Source organism: Enterobacter bugandensis (genome assembly GCF_900324475.1).
GTDB classification, from domain to species: domain Bacteria; phylum Pseudomonadota; class Gammaproteobacteria; order Enterobacterales; family Enterobacteriaceae; genus Enterobacter; species Enterobacter bugandensis.
The window spans coordinates 4,378,100-4,392,749 of record NZ_LT992502.1 but is presented as its reverse complement, the minus strand read 5'-3'; the positions used below and the strand labels follow the sequence as shown (position 1 = coordinate 4,392,749).

Below are 14,650 nucleotides of genomic sequence, written 5' to 3'. Positions count from 1 at the left end.
AGTTACGCCCAGCGTTTAATGATAATCGAGGTATTGATGCCGCCAAACGCGAAGTTATTGCTCTGCAGATACTCGCAGTCAATCTGACGGGCTTCTCCCATAATATAATCTAAAGCCCCGCATTGCTCATCCGGCTGCGTTAAATTGAGCGTCGGGGCAAACCAGCCTTCGCGCATCATCTGCAGGCTCATCCACGCTTCCAGCGCGCCGCAGGCCCCCAGCGTGTGGCCAAAATAGCTCTTCAGCGAAGAAACCGGCACGCTGTCACCGTAGATGGCGGCCGTGGCCTGGCTTTCGGCGATATCGCCGCGGTCGGTGGCGGTACCGTGCGCGGAGATATACCCCATATCCCGGGCGCTTAACCCCGCCATCGCCAGCGACTGCTCCATGCAAATCTGCATGGTGTCACGCTGCGGCTGGGTGATATGGGCCGCGTCACAGTTGGTGGCAAAGCCCACGATCTCACCGTAGATGGTGGCCCCGCGCGCTCTGGCGTGCTCCAGCTCCTCCAGAATCAGGGTGCCTGCGCCTTCCCCAATCACCAGACCATCGCGCTGCGTATCGAACGGCGAGGGGGTGGTTTTGGGTTCGTCGTTGCGCTGGCTGGTGGCAAACAGCGTGTCAAACACCGCCGCTTCAGACGGACAAAGCTCTTCCGCGCCCCCCGCGACCATCACGGTCTGATACCCGTGGCGAATTGCCTCCCAGGCGTAGCCAATCGCCTGGCTGCCGGAGGTACAGGCGCTCGACGTTGGGATCACGCGGCCACGTAGTCCAAAGAACAGGCCGGTATTCACCGCGGTGGTGTGCGGCATCATCTGGACGTAGGTTGTCCCGGTGATGTTATTGGTGTGCTTTTCGGTAAGCATGGTCGCGAATTCGCTGACCGGGCCGGTGCTGCCTGTCGAAGAACCGTAGGCGATGCCGGTTTGCCCGTTGGTGAGCACCGCTTCGCCAATCAGCCCCGCCTGCTCCAGCGCCAGTTCGGTGGCGCGGGTCGACATCAGCGACACGCGGCCCATGGCGCGAATACGCTTGCGGGTATAGTGTTCCGGTAGCGCGAAATCGTCGATCGGCGCGCCCAGCAGGGTGTGCAGGCCATCATAAACCTGCCATTCCGGCATTTTACGCACGGCGTTTTCATACGCCAGCAGCCGGCTGGAAACGGACTGCCAGTTCTCGCCAAAGGCGGTGACGCCGCCCATGCCCGTAATCACCACGCGACGCGTCATAGCATTCCTCCGTTAATCGAAATGACCTGGCGGGTGACGTAGCCCGCGATATCCGACATCAGATAGCTTGCCAGCCCGGCGACCTCATCAGCCTGGCCCATACGTTTCATTGGGATGATGGACATCGCTTCCTTCAGCGCGGCCTCCTCCATCTCAATCATGCCGGTATCAATCAGCCCTGGCGCAATGCAGTTCACGGTGATTTTGCGTTTTGCCAGCTCGATCGCCAGCGCTTTGGTGGCACCGATAATGCCCGCTTTGGCCGCGCTGTAGTTCACCTGGCCGCGGTTGCCCATCACGCCGGAGACGGAGGATAAGGTAATAATGCGCCCGCCTTGACGGGTGCCGATCATGGGCATAATGCAGGGGTGTATGACGTTATAAAAACTGTCGAGATTGGTGTGGATCACGCTGTCCCAGTCGTCTTCACTCAGTGCCGGAAAAGCGCCATCGCGGGTAATTCCGGCGTTGCTGACCACGCCATACCATGCGCCATGGGCATCAATTTCCTGCTCAAGCACTTCACGGCACTGCTCGCGGTTGCCTACGTCAAACGAGAGTAAACGGCCGCTGCCGCCCGCCTGCGTGATGGCGTCCAGCGTCTCCTGCGCGCCTGCGGCATCACGATGGTAATGCACGCCGACGGTAAACCCGTCAGCGGCAAGCTGGCGGGCGATGGCGCGACCAATGCCTTTGCTGGCCCCTGTGACCAGTACGGAACGACTCATGCGTGGGATCCCTGATTAAAAAGCGATGTTAATTCTTCTGCACTCGGCTGGAAGGTATTGACCCGGCCCGTGGCCAGCGTCTCTTCACCTGCGCAAATCGTGCATTCAAAACTGCCGAAGCGTTCGTCCTGCATCAGCAGCTTAACGGTAATGTCCAGCGTTAAGCCTTTGGCGAAACGCCCGCTGGCGCAGACCAGCTCGCGCGCGCCGAGCACCATGCCCAGCGCGATATGTTCCTGCCCCTGCTGCTGACGATGCCAGCCCGACCAGACGCCAACGGTCTGCGCCATTAGCTCGAGCGCGTACCAGCCCGGCAGGTCGCCATCGGCATTGAGAAACGGCGCCAGCACGCTTTGCCTGTCAACCGCAACGCGGCAGACCGCCATGTCATCCGTCACATTTTCAACGGACCCCAGCAGCATCATGGGCGCATCGTGCGGCAAATAGGCTTCGGGTGATAGATAGCTCATGACGTTCTCCCCAGCAGAATGCTGGCGTTATTGCCGCCAAACGCGAACGAGTTAGACAAAATCACCGGCTTTTTCAGGGCGGTGTTCTGGTGCAGCAGGCCGCACGGCGCCAGCGTCTCGTCCGGAGCGTAGCGGGAAAAATCCTGCGGCGGCAAGGGCAGATCGCGCGTCAGGATAAGCCAGCTCAAAGCCGCTTCGGTAATGCCGGCAGCGCCCAGCGTGTGGCCGGTAAGGTGTTTGGTTGAACTGCACGGCACGCTTTCTCCGAAGAGATCGTGAACCACCTGTGATTCAATCTGATCGTTGAGCGGCGTGGCCGTGCCGTGCAGGTTGATGTAGCCGATGTCGTCCGGCTGCATGCCCGCTTCGCTGAGCGCCTGAGTGATAGCCCTTATCGCCCCGTCGCCCTGCGGATGCGGGGCGGAAATATGGTACGCATCGCTGGATTCGCCCGTGCCGAGCAGCGCCACGTCCGCGGGTTCCCGGCTTAATACCATCAGCGCCGCCGCTTCACCGATGGTGATCCCCCGGCGGTCCCGGCCAAACGGCTCGCAGAGCGTGGGGGAGAAGGATTCAAGACTGTTAAAGCCGTTCACGGGCATCCGGCTCAGGGTGTCTGCTCCGCCGACAATAGCGATATCTACCAGCCCGGCTTCGATCAGGCGTTTGCCGCCGATCATCGCCCGCGCGCTGGAGGAGCAGGCGGTGGAGATCGTATAGGCCGGGCCTTCAAGCTGCAGCCAGTTGGCGAGAAAGCGGGACGGATCGCCCAGCTCCTGCTGCGGATACTGCCAGCGCGTGCTGGTCTCGCCGTCGGTCATGAGACGCACGTGCTCATCGCCTTCATCCAGCCCGGAGGTGCTGGTTCCCAGCACCACGGCCACGCGGTCGCGACCAACGCGGGCGATGGCCTCGTCAACGGCGGGCTGAATCTGCGCCAGCGCGGCCAGCAGCAGCTGGTTGTTGCGGGTGCGGTGTGCAGAGAAGGTGTCCGGGATGAGCGGCAGTTCGCCTTCCACCCCGCCCAGTACCGCTTCGGGCATTCCCTGCAGCCAGCCGGTCCGGGCGTGCATGCCCGGCGCCACGCCCGCAGCCAGGTTGGCGGCAATTTCATCAGGCGAGTTGCCCAGCGCGTTGACCATGCCAACAGCGGATATATAAATCATCTCAGTCACCCAGATATTGAATGGTGATGTGGTATTTGAATACGTGTTGCTCGATGCTGATCGGCTCGCGCTTGCCTTTGCGCTGGAGGTAGACAATCTCCGTCACCAGCTTGCCGCTGGCGTTGCGCAGCTCGCGCCGATCGCCATTGTCCGTTAACGTCCAGCCCTTCGGCAACTGCGGCTGCCAGGCGCTAATCGGCCAATGGCTGAGCATCACGTCGGCCAGCACCTGGCTGGCGGGCGGCAGCTGCGGCACGACGATCGACTGCTCGGTATGAATACCGCTCTCGTCGTACGTTGCCAGGAACAGGCGAATGCCCACGGAAGAGAGGCCAGCCAGCGTGACCTTATGCGCATCCGCGTTGAGCATCACCAGCAGGGACTGCGTTTGCCCGTTAAAGCTGCCGGTCAGCAGCTGCTGGGAGCTTACCGCCGGGCTGATGCCGGGCGGCGGCAGAGTGACTTTGGTGCCAGGCTGAAGCCAGGCCTGAGGCCGCGTCTCTTTGGTATCGGTCGAATGGCTGCAGCCTGCCAGCAGCAGCGCCGCGGCCAGCGCGACGGCGCGATAAACAGCGTTCATTTACGTTTTCTCTCTTTCTTATCCGGCATCGCCAGGGGTGCCAGCAGGAAGGCGGTGAAAATACCGCTCACCAGCACAATACCAAAGCTGCTGATAGCCTGGGTGGCGCTGAAGACGAGCATGCCCAGCGTCAGCAGGGTGGTCATCATGGCCAGGGTAATCGCCAGCATCGAAGTCAGCGGCGTACCGCGCGGGTTGCTGAAGAACAGCGTGTAGTTAATGCCAATGCCGAGCACCAGTACCAGCGCCAGCAGTGAAAACAGATTTACCGGGTGGCCCGTTGCGGCCAGCGCGGCCAGCCCGCAGCTCAGCGACAGTGCGGACGGCACCAGGCTTATCAGCCCTTTGCGCCAGCCGAGGCGCAGTATCGCCCCGCAGGCAATCACCGCCAGCGCCGCAAACAGTAGCCCCGTCAGCAGCGTGCGGTAGAGGGCAAACAGGCTGTCAAAGCTGGCCTTGCGGTCCACCCAGACGACGCCGTCATAGCGCGCGGCCAGCTCACCGAGCGCCGCGCTGTTTTTTGCGCCGTCCACCGGCACGAGCACGCCGCTTTCCCCATCGGGCAGGGTCAGCCAGAGCAGGCGCCAGCCCTCGCTGGCCGGACTTTCAAGCCACGCGTCCACGCTGACCGGCATGGCGTCCAGATTGGGGGAAACGGCGTTGAGCCCTGCGCTTTTCAGCACGTTCGTCACCGCAGGCGCGGCGTTCCGCAGCAGCGCAAGGTCGCTTTTCTGGCGGGCCAGCGAGTTCAGCGGCAGGGTGCGCCAGCGGGTGAGATCCCCCGCCTTTTGCGCCTCGGCCAGCGCGGGAGTAAAGGCTTCCAGCCGCTCCAGCGTTTGCTGGGGAGAAGCGCCGTGCACCACAAACCATTTCTGATCGACGCTTTGGCCGGTCAGGGCGGTAATGGTTTTCTCCTGCGCCAGAATATCTTTCGGCAGCGCCTGCAGCTGGGCGATGTCGTCGTCCACCTTCAGGGTGCTCATTCCCACGGCGGAGAGCAGCGCCAGCGCGACGGGCAGACCAACGGACAGTTTTTTACTGCGTCGCCAGGCGGCCAGCCAGCGCAACATCAGGACCATAAAGGGAACCGGGCGCACCGGCAAACCCCGGCACAGCCACGGATGCCAGAAAATCACCGTCAGGCAGGAGGCGCTCAGCCCCGTCGCGGCAAATACCGCCATCTGGCGGATCCCGGGGAAGGGGGCCAGCATCATAATCAGGTAGGCGGCGACGGTCGTCAGCAGCGCCAGTAGCAGCGCATTGCGCACTTTGGCCAGGCTTTGCCAGGGGGAGTGATCCGCGCCGTGCACCATCCGTTCGGTCAGGTAGTAAAGCGTATAGTCGGCCGAAATACCGATGATGCTCATGCTCATCACCAGCGTCATCAGGTGCAGTTCGCCAAAGAGCAGCAGCGTCACCACCGTGCCCGCCAGCGCGCCGATGGCAATGGAGAGCACGCTCAGCAGCAGCGGGCGTAGAGAGCGGAACACCGCCACGATCAGCAGGATCACCCCAAGCAGGGTGGCGATGCCCAGCGTTGAGACGTCGCGTTTAGCCTGCTGGCTGGCATAATCGCTGTAGAACACCGTCCCGCGCGAAAGCAGCTGCGCCTGCGGGTAACGCGCTTTCAGCGTCTGTTGCAGCGCATTAAGCGTCGTCACGAGCCGGTGGGTCTGCTGCATATCAAATGACGAGCCCGCCAGTTCGCCGTGCAGCAGATACCAGTAGTTTCCCGCTTCATCTTGCGTGACCAGCCAGCCGTTCATCAGCCGCAGCTTCTGGCCGTTTTGCGCCAGGGCGAGCTGCGAGCCGCGCATCAGCATCAGCGGATCGTTTTGCAGCTCTTTACCGCTGACGCCGGAGAAGGCGGAATAGAGCTGGGATAAAATCCACTGCGCCTGCGCTTCTCCGCCGTTTTGCAGGCGGGCACGGGTGGCCGGATCAATCAGCCCGTTGCGGTGCTGCCAGAAGAACTCTCCCCAGGCCTTTTGCCCGGCGGCGTCCATCGGGCCTTTGACCTCGCGGAGCGCGTCGCTGCTGTGCAGCAGTTCAAGCCACTGCTGCGCCACGCGCGGATCGGGTTCTTTGCCGGGGCTGACCAGCCAGACCAGCTGGCGGTCGAGACGCTGCATAAACCCGTCGTTGAGCGCCGGAGGGATCGCCCCCAGCGTCTGCTTCGGCAGCATGGCCAGCACGCTGCTGTTCAGCCGCGCGCCGGGCAGCAGCGACAGCAGCACGCCCAGCATAACCAGACATACCGTGGCCCACAGCAGCGCCGGGCGCAGGGATTTACGGTGCGGCAAAGCGTTGGCGTTCGTCATCGGTCAGGCTGGCGGGCGTCAGTTGGTGGTTTGAAAGGGCGATATCGGTACGGTCGCCCTGCCTGTCGTTCAGGCGGATCGTCTCAAGATAGGTCGCGCCGCCCAGATCGAGGGTGGCGAAAATCTTGTCCAGCGGCGTCGTTTTTGGGGTAAGCACCAGCGACCAGCGGCCCGCGCCCAGGTCTTTAAAATCGATGCGGAAGTTCTCTTCCAGCACCTTGCGGTCGGCCTGGAACAGGGCCCGCAGCAGGTGGTTGAACTGGAACATCTGCGGATTATTTTCGGCGGTGATGGTCTGCGGCGGCTGGCCGTTGATCGCCTGAACCATCCGCTTGTCGTCCAGCAGCAGCGTCATTGGAAACGGCGCTTTTTGATCCCATAGCAGGCCGCTGTCGCGGGCGATCAGCATCTCGCCCTGCGAGCGCAGCGGCTGCGGCATATCTTTTATCGTGCGGACCTGTTCGAAGTGCGCGCGCACAACGGGCTGCTCGGTGAAACGCTGCTGCAGTTCATCCAGCGTCACGGCGCTGACCAGCGGGCTGACGAGCAGCGCCAGCAAAGGCAACCATTTCATGGCGTGACTCCCATACGTTCAAACAGTACTGCCGGACTGACAAAGCACATTTCGCGGGTGGCTTCTTCCACCGCCACTTGGATGGTGTAGCCGGTGGTGGTGCGTTTGCCGGTCTGCGCATCGAAAATTTGATAGGCAATGCGCAGGCGGTTTTCATACTCTTCAATCTGCGCGCGAACGCGAATGCGCTGCTCAAAGGTCACCGCATCGCGGTATTTCACCCGCGTGTCGACAACGGGCCAGACGTAGCCGGAGGCTTTCATCTGGCGATAGCCATAGTCAAACTGATTGAGCAGCGCCTCGCGGGCGATCTCAAAGTAGCGGAAATAGTTGCCGTGCCAGACCACACCCATCATATCGACGTCGTGGAACGGAACGGTGATCTCAACTTCAGTCGTAAAGCGGGGATCGGTCAGCACCCTTTACTCCTTCTCTCTGGACTCTGGCAGATGCCAGAAATCGAAAAAATTAAACCAGTCGAGCGGCGACATCAGGGCGTAATGCTCCAGCCGCTGCGCGTAGCGATCGACGGTAGCCTGCAGCGCCTGCTGGCGTTCCCCGCGCGGCAGGATCAGCGGGTCGGCAAACGGCTCGCTGTGCAGGACGAGCTTACCCTGCTGGCGCAGGGCGAAAATCAATACCACTGGACAGCGCAGGATGGAGGCCAGGATAAACGGCCCCTGAGGGAACGGTGCGGGCTGGCCCATGAACGGGCTCCAGATCACCCGCCACTCGCCGCCACGCTGCGGGTTGACGGCGATGCGGTCGCCCACGATCGCGACCCATTCTCCGCGCTCAAGCTTCTCTTTGATGGCAATGGCGGTGTCCGGGCCGATGTCGGTGACCGACATCAAATTCACGCCGGCCTGGGGCGCCATTTCGCTCATAATTTGCTTAAAACGCCGGGCGTTCTCGCTGAAGACCAGGGCGTTGATGGTTTTGCTGCCGTCCAGCTGGGCCAGCGCCCGGCAGGCTTCTACGTCGCCAAGATGCGAGGCCAGCAGCAGCTTGCCCTGCGGCGCCGCGATATTAAGCGTTTCGCTCGCGCCGGGAGCAAAGACCACGTCGCGCTTAAACTTCAGCTCGCCGCGCCAGCTGGCGACTTTGTCCAGCATCGCGTTGCCGAAGCGCATGAAATGGAAAAAGCTGTTGAGCCGTGCTGGAACAGGCATGTTCCGCTGTATCAGCACCTGCTTCACCCGTGCAATCCACTGCCGCGAAGCCTGCCGTGCTGGACGCGCGATAAGCCAGTAGACGCCGATCACCGGCCACAGCAGCACGGTAAACGCCCGCCGCCCCAGCAGCTGCCAGATGCGCAGCATCAGGCGCATGCCCCACAGGCCTTTAACCTCGTCCTGCTGCGCCCAGTGCTGGCCGCGTCGACGGAAGAGCAGGCCGGGAATGCGCGGAAGCATGCCGAAGAACAGCCGGGTATGCATCAGAGAGATCCGCACGTTATCTTTCAACGCGTCGAAGTGGGACAACCCGTCCTGCGGATAGGTCACGCGGGTGGGCAGAAAGACGCTGGTGTTGCCCTGCCAGTAGAGACGGACCATCACTTCGGTGTCAAAGTCCATCCGTTTACCGAGCGTTTCACGCGCGGCGAGCCGCAGCGTGGGCGAGACCGGGTAGACCCGAAAGCCGCACATGCTGTCTTTAAGCTGCAGGGATAAGGTCTCAATCCATACCCAGACGTGGGTGACCCAGCGCCCGTAGAGCCGCGAGCGCGGGATAGAATCATCGTAAATGGGCTGGCCGGAAATCAGCGCGTCCGGGTGGCGCTCCGCCAGCGCAAGCATTTTGGGAATATCTTCGATGGCATGCTGGCCGTCCGCGTCCACCTGCAGGGCGTGGGTATAGCCCGCACGCGCGCACTCCTCCAGCCCCCTGATGACCGCGGCACCTTTGCCGGCGTTTTGTGCCAGACGGACCAGCGTCATCTGCGGCTGCTCCGCCGCCAGCCGCTCAAGCTCCTGGCGGGTGGCGGCTTCGCTGCCGTCATCCACCACCAGGCACGGCAGGCCAAACGGCGAGAGGCGCGACAGCACGCTGGCCATCGTGGCGCCGTGGTTGTAGCACGGGATCAGCACGCAGGGGCGGAAGGTTACTGACATAGACGAATTTTCCCGCTGCTGGCGGTATGGCGTTCAGCTCCGTCATGACGCAGGTAGCTGAAGGTCAGCAGTTTGCGCCCGGCATGCCACTCAAGCACCAGCGTCACCGTGGTTTCCGGCAGCAGAGGCGCCTGGAACTTCACGTTTTGAATGCTGTGAAAGCGGTAGCCCGGTGCCAGTAAAGTCGTTGCGTAGTGCATCACCCAGTCAAGCTGCGCAACGCCGGGCAGCAGCGGCTGTACGGCAAAATGGCCCTGAAACCAGAACAGAGAGGCGTCGAGATGCAACACGATCTCCAGCTTCTCCGGTTGTGCCTGATGGCGCTCGATTTCATGAATTTTCATGAAATAACTCCTCTAACTGCGCATAGACACGCTTGTTCATACTGTTTACCGGCATCTCATCGACAATGCGCCAGTAGCGTGGAACGGCGACCGGCTCAAGCCACGGCAGCAGGGCGCGTCGCCAGGCGAACTCCTGGGCTTTTTTATCCTGCAGATGCCAGCGCTGACGAACCGCCTCATCCAGCACCAGCAGGACGCCAATCCCCTGACGGCCCCCGCGCGTAACCGGCAGCGCAGCCGCCTCGCAAACGCCGTCAAGCTCCAGCAGGCGACGCTCGATCTCGTTAAGCGAGATGCGCTTTTCTTCAATTTTGACCACCCGCCCGCGACGACCGGCGATGCTAAACAGCCCCTCACTGTCGAAGTGGAGGATATCGTCCAGCTGGAGTCCTTCAGCCTCATGGATAAGTGGCGAAGTGACGCGGCAGGCGTCATCTTCCTGATGGAAGTTTACGCCGGGGAAGGGTAGCCACGGCAGGTTATCTTCCACGCGATGGCGCCAGGCGAGGATCCCGGTTTCGGTGCTGCCATAAATTTCGTCCGGCCAGATGTTAAGCCAGCCAACCGTGGCGGAGACGTCACGCCAGGGCAGCATTCCGCCCGCGGAAATCAGCATCCTGACGGGCGGCGCGGCCAGTTCGGTATCCAGGCGCTTCAGGAACGCCGGGCTGCTGATGAACAGGTAATGCCGGTCATGAGGAAGGGCGGCCAGCTGCTCTGCGTAGTAGAGCATCGCGGCATGCAGCGGCAGGCCCATCGCCATCGGCAGTACGATGCGAAATGTCAGGCCATAGAGATGTTGCGGGACGACGGAGGCCACAACGCTACAGCCAGCCAGGCGTTCGCCGAAGCGGTCAGCCAGCAGGCGGGCTTCGCGATCCAGGCTGACGATGTGCTTAACCACCCGGCGCGGCGTTCCCGTGGAGCCGGAGGTGAACAGCTCGACGAAGCGGTTTTCGTTAATCTCCGGCAGGGGTACCCAGCGGGCGATCGTCTGGTGGCGGGAGGCTACCACAATCAGCTGCCCGTCAATATCGAGGGACCGATCGCTCAGGACGCCGCTAAACAGCGGCTGCTGCTCCTCAAGCAGCGAAACGCGGCTATGGCCGGGAATGACCGGCGTTTTACCAGCATGCAGCGAGGCCAGCAGCGCAACAATAAACAAGTAGCTGTTTTCAAAGCACAGCGCCCAGCGCTCGCCTTCCTGCTGACGCAGGGTGTCGACCAGTAACGTCACGTCGTGGCGCAGCTGGCCCAGCGTCCAGGTACGATCGTCGAGCCAGGCGACGGGCGTGTCGTCAGGGCGGGGCGCGTTTAACCACTGGCCCAGCGGAAGGGGGTTAGTCATTCTGCATCTCTTTTTTTATCACCCGCTGGCGCACCAGCCACTCTGCCGCCATCAGCGTCCCCATCAGGATGTAAGCCACCATACCGTTCCACAGCGTCCACAGGTGCATGTCGCCGTGCAGGACGGTATACAGCGCCATCGCCCCGTTGCCGATGAAAAATCCGCACCAGACGAGGGTCACCCTGCGGGTATAGCGCACGCCCTCCGGCGGCAAATTTGGCTCACGTAAGCGCGCCAGGCGTTCGACCAGCGGCATCGCTGTCCAGAGCGAACCGCCGAAGACGGCGAGCATCACAAGATTAACGACCACAGGGTAAAACAGCAGCCACTGGTGGGTTTTCAGCAGGTAGCTTGCCGCGCAGAGCGCGATCCCCGCCAGCGCCACGCACTGCACCACATACCGCATCGGGCCGGTGTTACGCCGCGCCTGACGCAGCCGCAGCAGCAACAGCAGCGCCATCACCGGCAGCAGCCACGGCAGGCTGTTATGCGTCAGCCCAAATCCAATCAGGAAGGGCCACGCCAGCAGCATCAGCCCCGTCAGAAGTGGGATGACCGGGAACGTCCGTCCACCACGCACGGTGTCTTACTCTTCGCGCAGCAGCTGTTCGACGGCGTCTACCACATCCTGAACGGTACGAACCGATTTGAAGGTTTCCGGCTTGATTTTCTTACCGGTTTTCTTCTGGAGATGGACAATCATGTCCACCGCGTCAATGCTGTCCAGCTCCAGGTCTTCGTAAAGACGGGCTTCGGGCGTAATGTCCTGCGGGTCGATTTCAAAGAGTTTGGTCAGAAGGCCGCAGACTTCCTGATAAATGGTTTCTTGTTCGGTCATAGTTCACATCTCAGGCGCGTTGGGCGTGGATAAAGGACGCCAGGGTGGCGACGGAAAAGAAGTGCTGGCGCATCTCTTCGCTTTCGGCAGAAAGCACCACGCCATACTGGTTTTTCACCGCCAGACCCAGCTCCAGCGCGTCGATAGAGTCGAGACCCAGCCCGTCGCCAAACAGCGCGGCATCGGTATCAATATCCTCTGCGGTAAGCTCGTCCAGATTCAGCGTGGTGATAATGAGATTCTTAATTTCAAGATAAAGCGCTTGCATCATTAATTCCTGACAAAGATTGAAGGCCTGATGTTAATCGATGCTGCAGGTGCCGGTTTAACTGCCTTGCCGCCAGTGCCGGTTCTTGTTGCCTTGCATCGTAAAATTCGTCGATGTTCACGCGATCGCGCACATCGACGGTAAAGACAGGTTTTGCGGGCGGTACATCATACCAGCGGCTTTTTTTATCCAGCAGGTGCTCGCTGCAGTGGATGAGTACGATCCGCAGATCGCTGCCGCAGCGCACGGCGATATTTGCCGCGCCGCGCTGGAGGGACATCGCCTCACCTGGGCGGGTACGCGTCCCTTCCGGGAAGATTAACAGCGTTTCGCCCTGGGCCAGACGCTGCTGGCTGGCGGCGAGTAGAGGCTCGGCCTCGCTGTTAATTAGATAATCCGCCGCGCGGATAACGCCGCTGACAAACGGATTGCGCAGTAACGCGCTTTTCACCAGACAGTCGGTTTCGGGCATTACCGACGCCAGAATCACGTAGTCAATTAACGTAGGGTGGTTAGCCACTACCAGGCAGCCCCGATCGCCGCGCAGAGCATCAAGATTGTGGATGCGATAGTCGAGCACCCCGGTGCCGCGGGCAACGGTTAAGAAGAAGCGGAAGCTGGCCGCGATGCTGCGGCGCGCCAGGCGACGGCGTTTGGCGCGATCGCGCTGGGCAATCAGCAGCAGGTTGAACCAGACCAGCGACAACAGCAGCCCGCCCGCGCCAAACAGCACGAAGCAGAATCCGGTCATGGCCAGACGCCATAGCCAGTTGATCCGGGCGGTCAGGCGGTTCATTGGCGCGCCCACTGCCACAGCAAACGTTCGCCGGGCACCACAAACTGTTGTTCCTCACGGAGATAGCGTTGCAGGAACATCAGGCTTTGCGGCAGGGCGGCTTCCTCGCCCGTGCTGCCGCTGCGGGTTTCGCACTGCCATTCGCTGCCGGCTTCAATCACCAGCGCCACCGCGTACGGCCAGGTAGGCATCTGCGGCGGTAACGCCGGATGGTAAAATTCTGGCAGCGCGCCGTCAAAATCCACCAGCAGGACGCGGGAGTAGCCCGCATGCAGCAGGCTCAGCACTTCACACAGGGCCTGCTGGAAGGTGTCCAGCCCGGCGGAAATGGATGATGAGACAACAGGCTGGCGAGCGGCGATCGTGAGATTGCCCACCGCGGAATTATGCACGGACATGGCGAAGTCGGTAGGCGAGACGGCCTGCCCGGTCGCCAGCGTATGCAGAATACGGTAATTGCGCTCCAGCTCGCCGTGGCGGCTGGAATAGACGACGGCGTCTATGGCGTGGCTTTGCAGCATGGCAAGACCAATATCCACCGCCAGCTTACTGCCTGAGTTAAGGCGGCGCGCGGTCATCATGGGTAACGCGGTCAGGCGGGGTAGAGGAGCCGTCGGGTCGATGGTCGACTGCAGGCGCGACCACGCCTGCCACTCTGCGGCATCGCTTAGTCCTGGCGCTCTTGCCTGCCAGTCAATAATGTTCAGTGAAAATTTCATCTACGCGCGTCCGCGGAATACCGTATTCAAAGGGCAGCCAGGCTGCGCTATTGTTCACGTTTGGTGCAAATTAACAGGGTATGACCTACCCCAAGGTTATCCAGCCGCTGTGCTATGCTGAAGCCCGCCCTTTCCAGGTAGTGATAAAACTTCTCTACGCTGTAAAACCGGCTATTGCCATTCGCCATACAGGTGAAATAGAGCGAGGTGGCATTCAGGCTGAAAGCCGCCGCTTCATATTTCTGGGCATCCCAGAAAAGCTCCATGATGCACAACCGTGCGCCAGGCTTCATGACCTCTGCGACGCGCGTCAGCATGGCGACAATCTGATCCGGAGAGAAACAGTCGAGGAACTGGCTCATCCACCAGACGTCGGCATCTCCCGGCAATGCCGAAGGACTAAGCATATCGACAGCATGGAATCCAATACGATGAGAAAAACCTGCTTTTTCGATGTTTTCCTGCGCCAGCGCTATCTGCTGCGGGAGATCGAGGATCGTCACGGCAACATTGTCGTCATAGCGGCAGCAGCGTAACGACCATTTACCTGTATTTCCGCCCACATCGTACAATTTTGTCGGCGAGCTTGCGAATATATATGGCAACGCAGCGTCAAAAGCGGCGTCGGAATAGTAATGATCGAAGGCAAACCAGCTCTCTTTTGCCGGGGCAGGAAGCTGGGATAAAGCCGGATAGATGGTTGGCCAGTCGCCAAACACGGATAATCCAGCCGGTTTTTCTTTCTGCAGGGCATCGGCCAGATGAAATAACCCCTGGTAACAGACGTCCTGCGTGAAATCCATATTAACGCGGGTCATGGGATCGTGGAGTAAGAAATGGCCCACTTTCGCCAGGAAATAACGACCTTCTTTATAAGTAATTATCCGCCCGCTTAATCCCATGTCTAACAATACGCTGACGGCATAACTGCTCAGTGTGCTGTTTTCGGTTATTTCGTCGAGGCTCGCCCCCTTATTACCCTGTTTATCGAGCCAGGCGAGAGCGCCCGAGTTACGCAGACAAAGCGCGGTCTGAAATAACATCGGCGCAAAAGCGATGCGTTGCGCTTCGGTAATGGCATCCAGCGCGCTGAGCGTGTCCTTTTCGTACATTGTTGCGTAACCTTTCAGGGTAAGAAATGAGGTTATCGGG

The 14,650-nt window shown here is 60.9% G+C and carries 17 protein-coding genes; all 17 read right to left on the bottom strand.

Features of this window, described 5'->3' with window-relative positions:
• Positions 1-2: 2 nt before the first annotated feature.
• Genes DG357_RS21355 through DG357_RS21275 form a run of 17 tightly spaced genes read right to left on the bottom strand, consistent with a single transcriptional unit; the run spans position 3 to position 14,610 of the window.
• A complete protein-coding gene (locus DG357_RS21355; protein ID WP_028014713.1) occupies positions 3-1,232 on the bottom strand; it encodes a beta-ketoacyl-ACP synthase in 1,230 nt (409 codons plus the stop codon).
• Positions 1,229-1,960 carry a 3-ketoacyl-ACP reductase FabG2 gene (locus DG357_RS21350; protein WP_049000486.1) on the bottom strand — a complete coding sequence of 244 codons (732 nt, stop codon included), beginning with the start codon at positions 1,958-1,960 and terminating at the stop codon, positions 1,229-1,231. Before DG357_RS21350 ends, DG357_RS21355 begins: the two co-directional genes overlap by 4 nt.
• A complete protein-coding gene (locus DG357_RS21345; protein ID WP_047362581.1) occupies positions 1,957-2,430 on the bottom strand; it encodes an ApeP family dehydratase in 474 nt (157 codons plus the stop codon). The genes DG357_RS21350 and DG357_RS21345 overlap by 4 nt, the downstream gene beginning before the upstream one ends.
• Positions 2,427-3,596, bottom strand: a complete 1,170-nt coding sequence (locus DG357_RS21340; protein ID WP_088205113.1) for a beta-ketoacyl-[acyl-carrier-protein] synthase family protein — start codon at positions 3,594-3,596, stop codon at positions 2,427-2,429. The genes DG357_RS21345 and DG357_RS21340 overlap by 4 nt, the downstream gene beginning before the upstream one ends.
• 1 nt (position 3,597) lies before the next feature.
• The gene (locus DG357_RS21335; RefSeq protein WP_028014709.1) at positions 3,598-4,176 is read right to left on the bottom strand and encodes a DUF3261 domain-containing protein; all 579 of its coding nucleotides are present in this window, start codon (positions 4,174-4,176) and stop codon (positions 3,598-3,600) included.
• The gene (locus DG357_RS21330) at positions 4,173-6,497 is read right to left on the bottom strand and encodes an MMPL family transporter (RefSeq protein WP_088205112.1); all 2,325 of its coding nucleotides are present in this window, start codon (positions 6,495-6,497) and stop codon (positions 4,173-4,175) included. Before DG357_RS21330 ends, DG357_RS21335 begins: the two co-directional genes overlap by 4 nt.
• A complete protein-coding gene (locus DG357_RS21325) occupies positions 6,466-7,071 on the bottom strand; it encodes a LolA family protein (RefSeq protein ID WP_088205111.1) in 606 nt (201 codons plus the stop codon). Before DG357_RS21325 ends, DG357_RS21330 begins: the two co-directional genes overlap by 32 nt.
• Positions 7,068-7,490 carry an acyl-CoA thioesterase gene (locus DG357_RS21320; RefSeq protein ID WP_028014706.1) on the bottom strand — a complete coding sequence of 141 codons (423 nt, stop codon included), beginning with the start codon at positions 7,488-7,490 and terminating at the stop codon, positions 7,068-7,070. The genes DG357_RS21325 and DG357_RS21320 overlap by 4 nt, the downstream gene beginning before the upstream one ends.
• Positions 7,491-7,493: 3 nt before the next feature.
• Positions 7,494-9,185 (bottom strand): glycosyltransferase family 2 protein, encoded by a 1,692-nt coding sequence (locus DG357_RS21315; protein WP_088205110.1) that lies wholly within the window; start codon positions 9,183-9,185, stop codon positions 7,494-7,496.
• Positions 9,176-9,529 carry an ApeI family dehydratase gene (locus DG357_RS21310; RefSeq protein ID WP_028014704.1) on the bottom strand — a complete coding sequence of 118 codons (354 nt, stop codon included), beginning with the start codon at positions 9,527-9,529 and terminating at the stop codon, positions 9,176-9,178. Before DG357_RS21310 ends, DG357_RS21315 begins: the two co-directional genes overlap by 10 nt.
• A complete protein-coding gene (locus tag DG357_RS21305; RefSeq protein ID WP_088205109.1) occupies positions 9,516-10,877 on the bottom strand; it encodes a class I adenylate-forming enzyme family protein in 1,362 nt (453 codons plus the stop codon). The genes DG357_RS21310 and DG357_RS21305 overlap by 14 nt, the downstream gene beginning before the upstream one ends.
• Complete coding sequence (locus DG357_RS21300) at positions 10,870-11,457, bottom strand: COG4648 family protein (protein WP_048960816.1); 588 nt, start codon at positions 11,455-11,457, stop codon at positions 10,870-10,872. Before DG357_RS21300 ends, DG357_RS21305 begins: the two co-directional genes overlap by 8 nt.
• A 6-nt stretch (positions 11,458-11,463) precedes the next feature.
• A complete protein-coding gene (locus DG357_RS21295; RefSeq protein ID WP_024908875.1) occupies positions 11,464-11,715 on the bottom strand; it encodes an acyl carrier protein in 252 nt (83 codons plus the stop codon).
• A 10-nt stretch (positions 11,716-11,725) separates the two neighbouring features.
• Positions 11,726-11,983: a phosphopantetheine-binding protein gene (locus DG357_RS21290; RefSeq protein ID WP_028014701.1), complete on the bottom strand. Its 258-nt coding sequence runs from the start codon at positions 11,981-11,983 to the stop codon at positions 11,726-11,728.
• Positions 11,964-12,779 carry a lysophospholipid acyltransferase family protein gene (locus DG357_RS21285; protein WP_059357253.1) on the bottom strand — a complete coding sequence of 272 codons (816 nt, stop codon included), beginning with the start codon at positions 12,777-12,779 and terminating at the stop codon, positions 11,964-11,966. The genes DG357_RS21290 and DG357_RS21285 overlap by 20 nt, the downstream gene beginning before the upstream one ends.
• Complete coding sequence (locus DG357_RS21280) at positions 12,776-13,498, bottom strand: beta-ketoacyl synthase chain length factor (RefSeq protein WP_045631447.1); 723 nt, start codon at positions 13,496-13,498, stop codon at positions 12,776-12,778. The genes DG357_RS21285 and DG357_RS21280 overlap by 4 nt, the downstream gene beginning before the upstream one ends.
• Before the next feature lie 47 nt (positions 13,499-13,545).
• On the bottom strand, positions 13,546-14,610 hold the full coding sequence (locus DG357_RS21275) for a class I SAM-dependent methyltransferase (protein ID WP_088205108.1): 1,065 nt from the start codon (positions 14,608-14,610) through the stop codon (positions 13,546-13,548).
• Positions 14,611-14,650 lie beyond the last annotated feature (40 nt).

Excerpts from the sequence above, each read along its gene's own strand:
- DG357_RS21275 (WP_088205108.1), bottom strand. The coding sequence starts at position 14,610 with ATGTACGAAAAGGACACGCTCAGCGCGCTGGATGCCATTACCGAAGCG.
- DG357_RS21345 (WP_047362581.1), bottom strand. The coding sequence starts at position 2,430 with ATGAGCTATCTATCACCCGAAGCCTATTTGCCGCACGATGCGCCCATG.
- DG357_RS21355 (WP_028014713.1), bottom strand. The coding sequence starts at position 1,232 with ATGACGCGTCGCGTGGTGATTACGGGCATGGGCGGCGTCACCGCCTTT.
- DG357_RS21280 (WP_045631447.1), bottom strand. The coding sequence starts at position 13,498 with ATGAAATTTTCACTGAACATTATTGACTGGCAGGCAAGAGCGCCAGGA.
- DG357_RS21340 (WP_088205113.1), bottom strand. The coding sequence starts at position 3,596 with ATGATTTATATATCCGCTGTTGGCATGGTCAACGCGCTGGGCAACTCG.
- DG357_RS21290 (WP_028014701.1), bottom strand. The coding sequence starts at position 11,983 with ATGCAAGCGCTTTATCTTGAAATTAAGAATCTCATTATCACCACGCTG.
- DG357_RS21335 (WP_028014709.1), bottom strand. The coding sequence starts at position 4,176 with ATGAACGCTGTTTATCGCGCCGTCGCGCTGGCCGCGGCGCTGCTGCTG.
- DG357_RS21285 (WP_059357253.1), bottom strand. The coding sequence starts at position 12,779 with ATGAACCGCCTGACCGCCCGGATCAACTGGCTATGGCGTCTGGCCATG.
- DG357_RS21315 (WP_088205110.1), bottom strand. The coding sequence starts at position 9,185 with ATGTCAGTAACCTTCCGCCCCTGCGTGCTGATCCCGTGCTACAACCAC.
- DG357_RS21295 (WP_024908875.1), bottom strand. The coding sequence starts at position 11,715 with ATGACCGAACAAGAAACCATTTATCAGGAAGTCTGCGGCCTTCTGACC.
- DG357_RS21325 (WP_088205111.1), bottom strand. The coding sequence starts at position 7,071 with ATGAAATGGTTGCCTTTGCTGGCGCTGCTCGTCAGCCCGCTGGTCAGC.
- DG357_RS21330 (WP_088205112.1), bottom strand. The coding sequence starts at position 6,497 with ATGACGAACGCCAACGCTTTGCCGCACCGTAAATCCCTGCGCCCGGCG.
- DG357_RS21310 (WP_028014704.1), bottom strand. The coding sequence starts at position 9,529 with ATGAAAATTCATGAAATCGAGCGCCATCAGGCACAACCGGAGAAGCTG.
- DG357_RS21305 (WP_088205109.1), bottom strand. The coding sequence starts at position 10,877 with ATGACTAACCCCCTTCCGCTGGGCCAGTGGTTAAACGCGCCCCGCCCT.
- DG357_RS21350 (WP_049000486.1), bottom strand. The coding sequence starts at position 1,960 with ATGAGTCGTTCCGTACTGGTCACAGGGGCCAGCAAAGGCATTGGTCGC.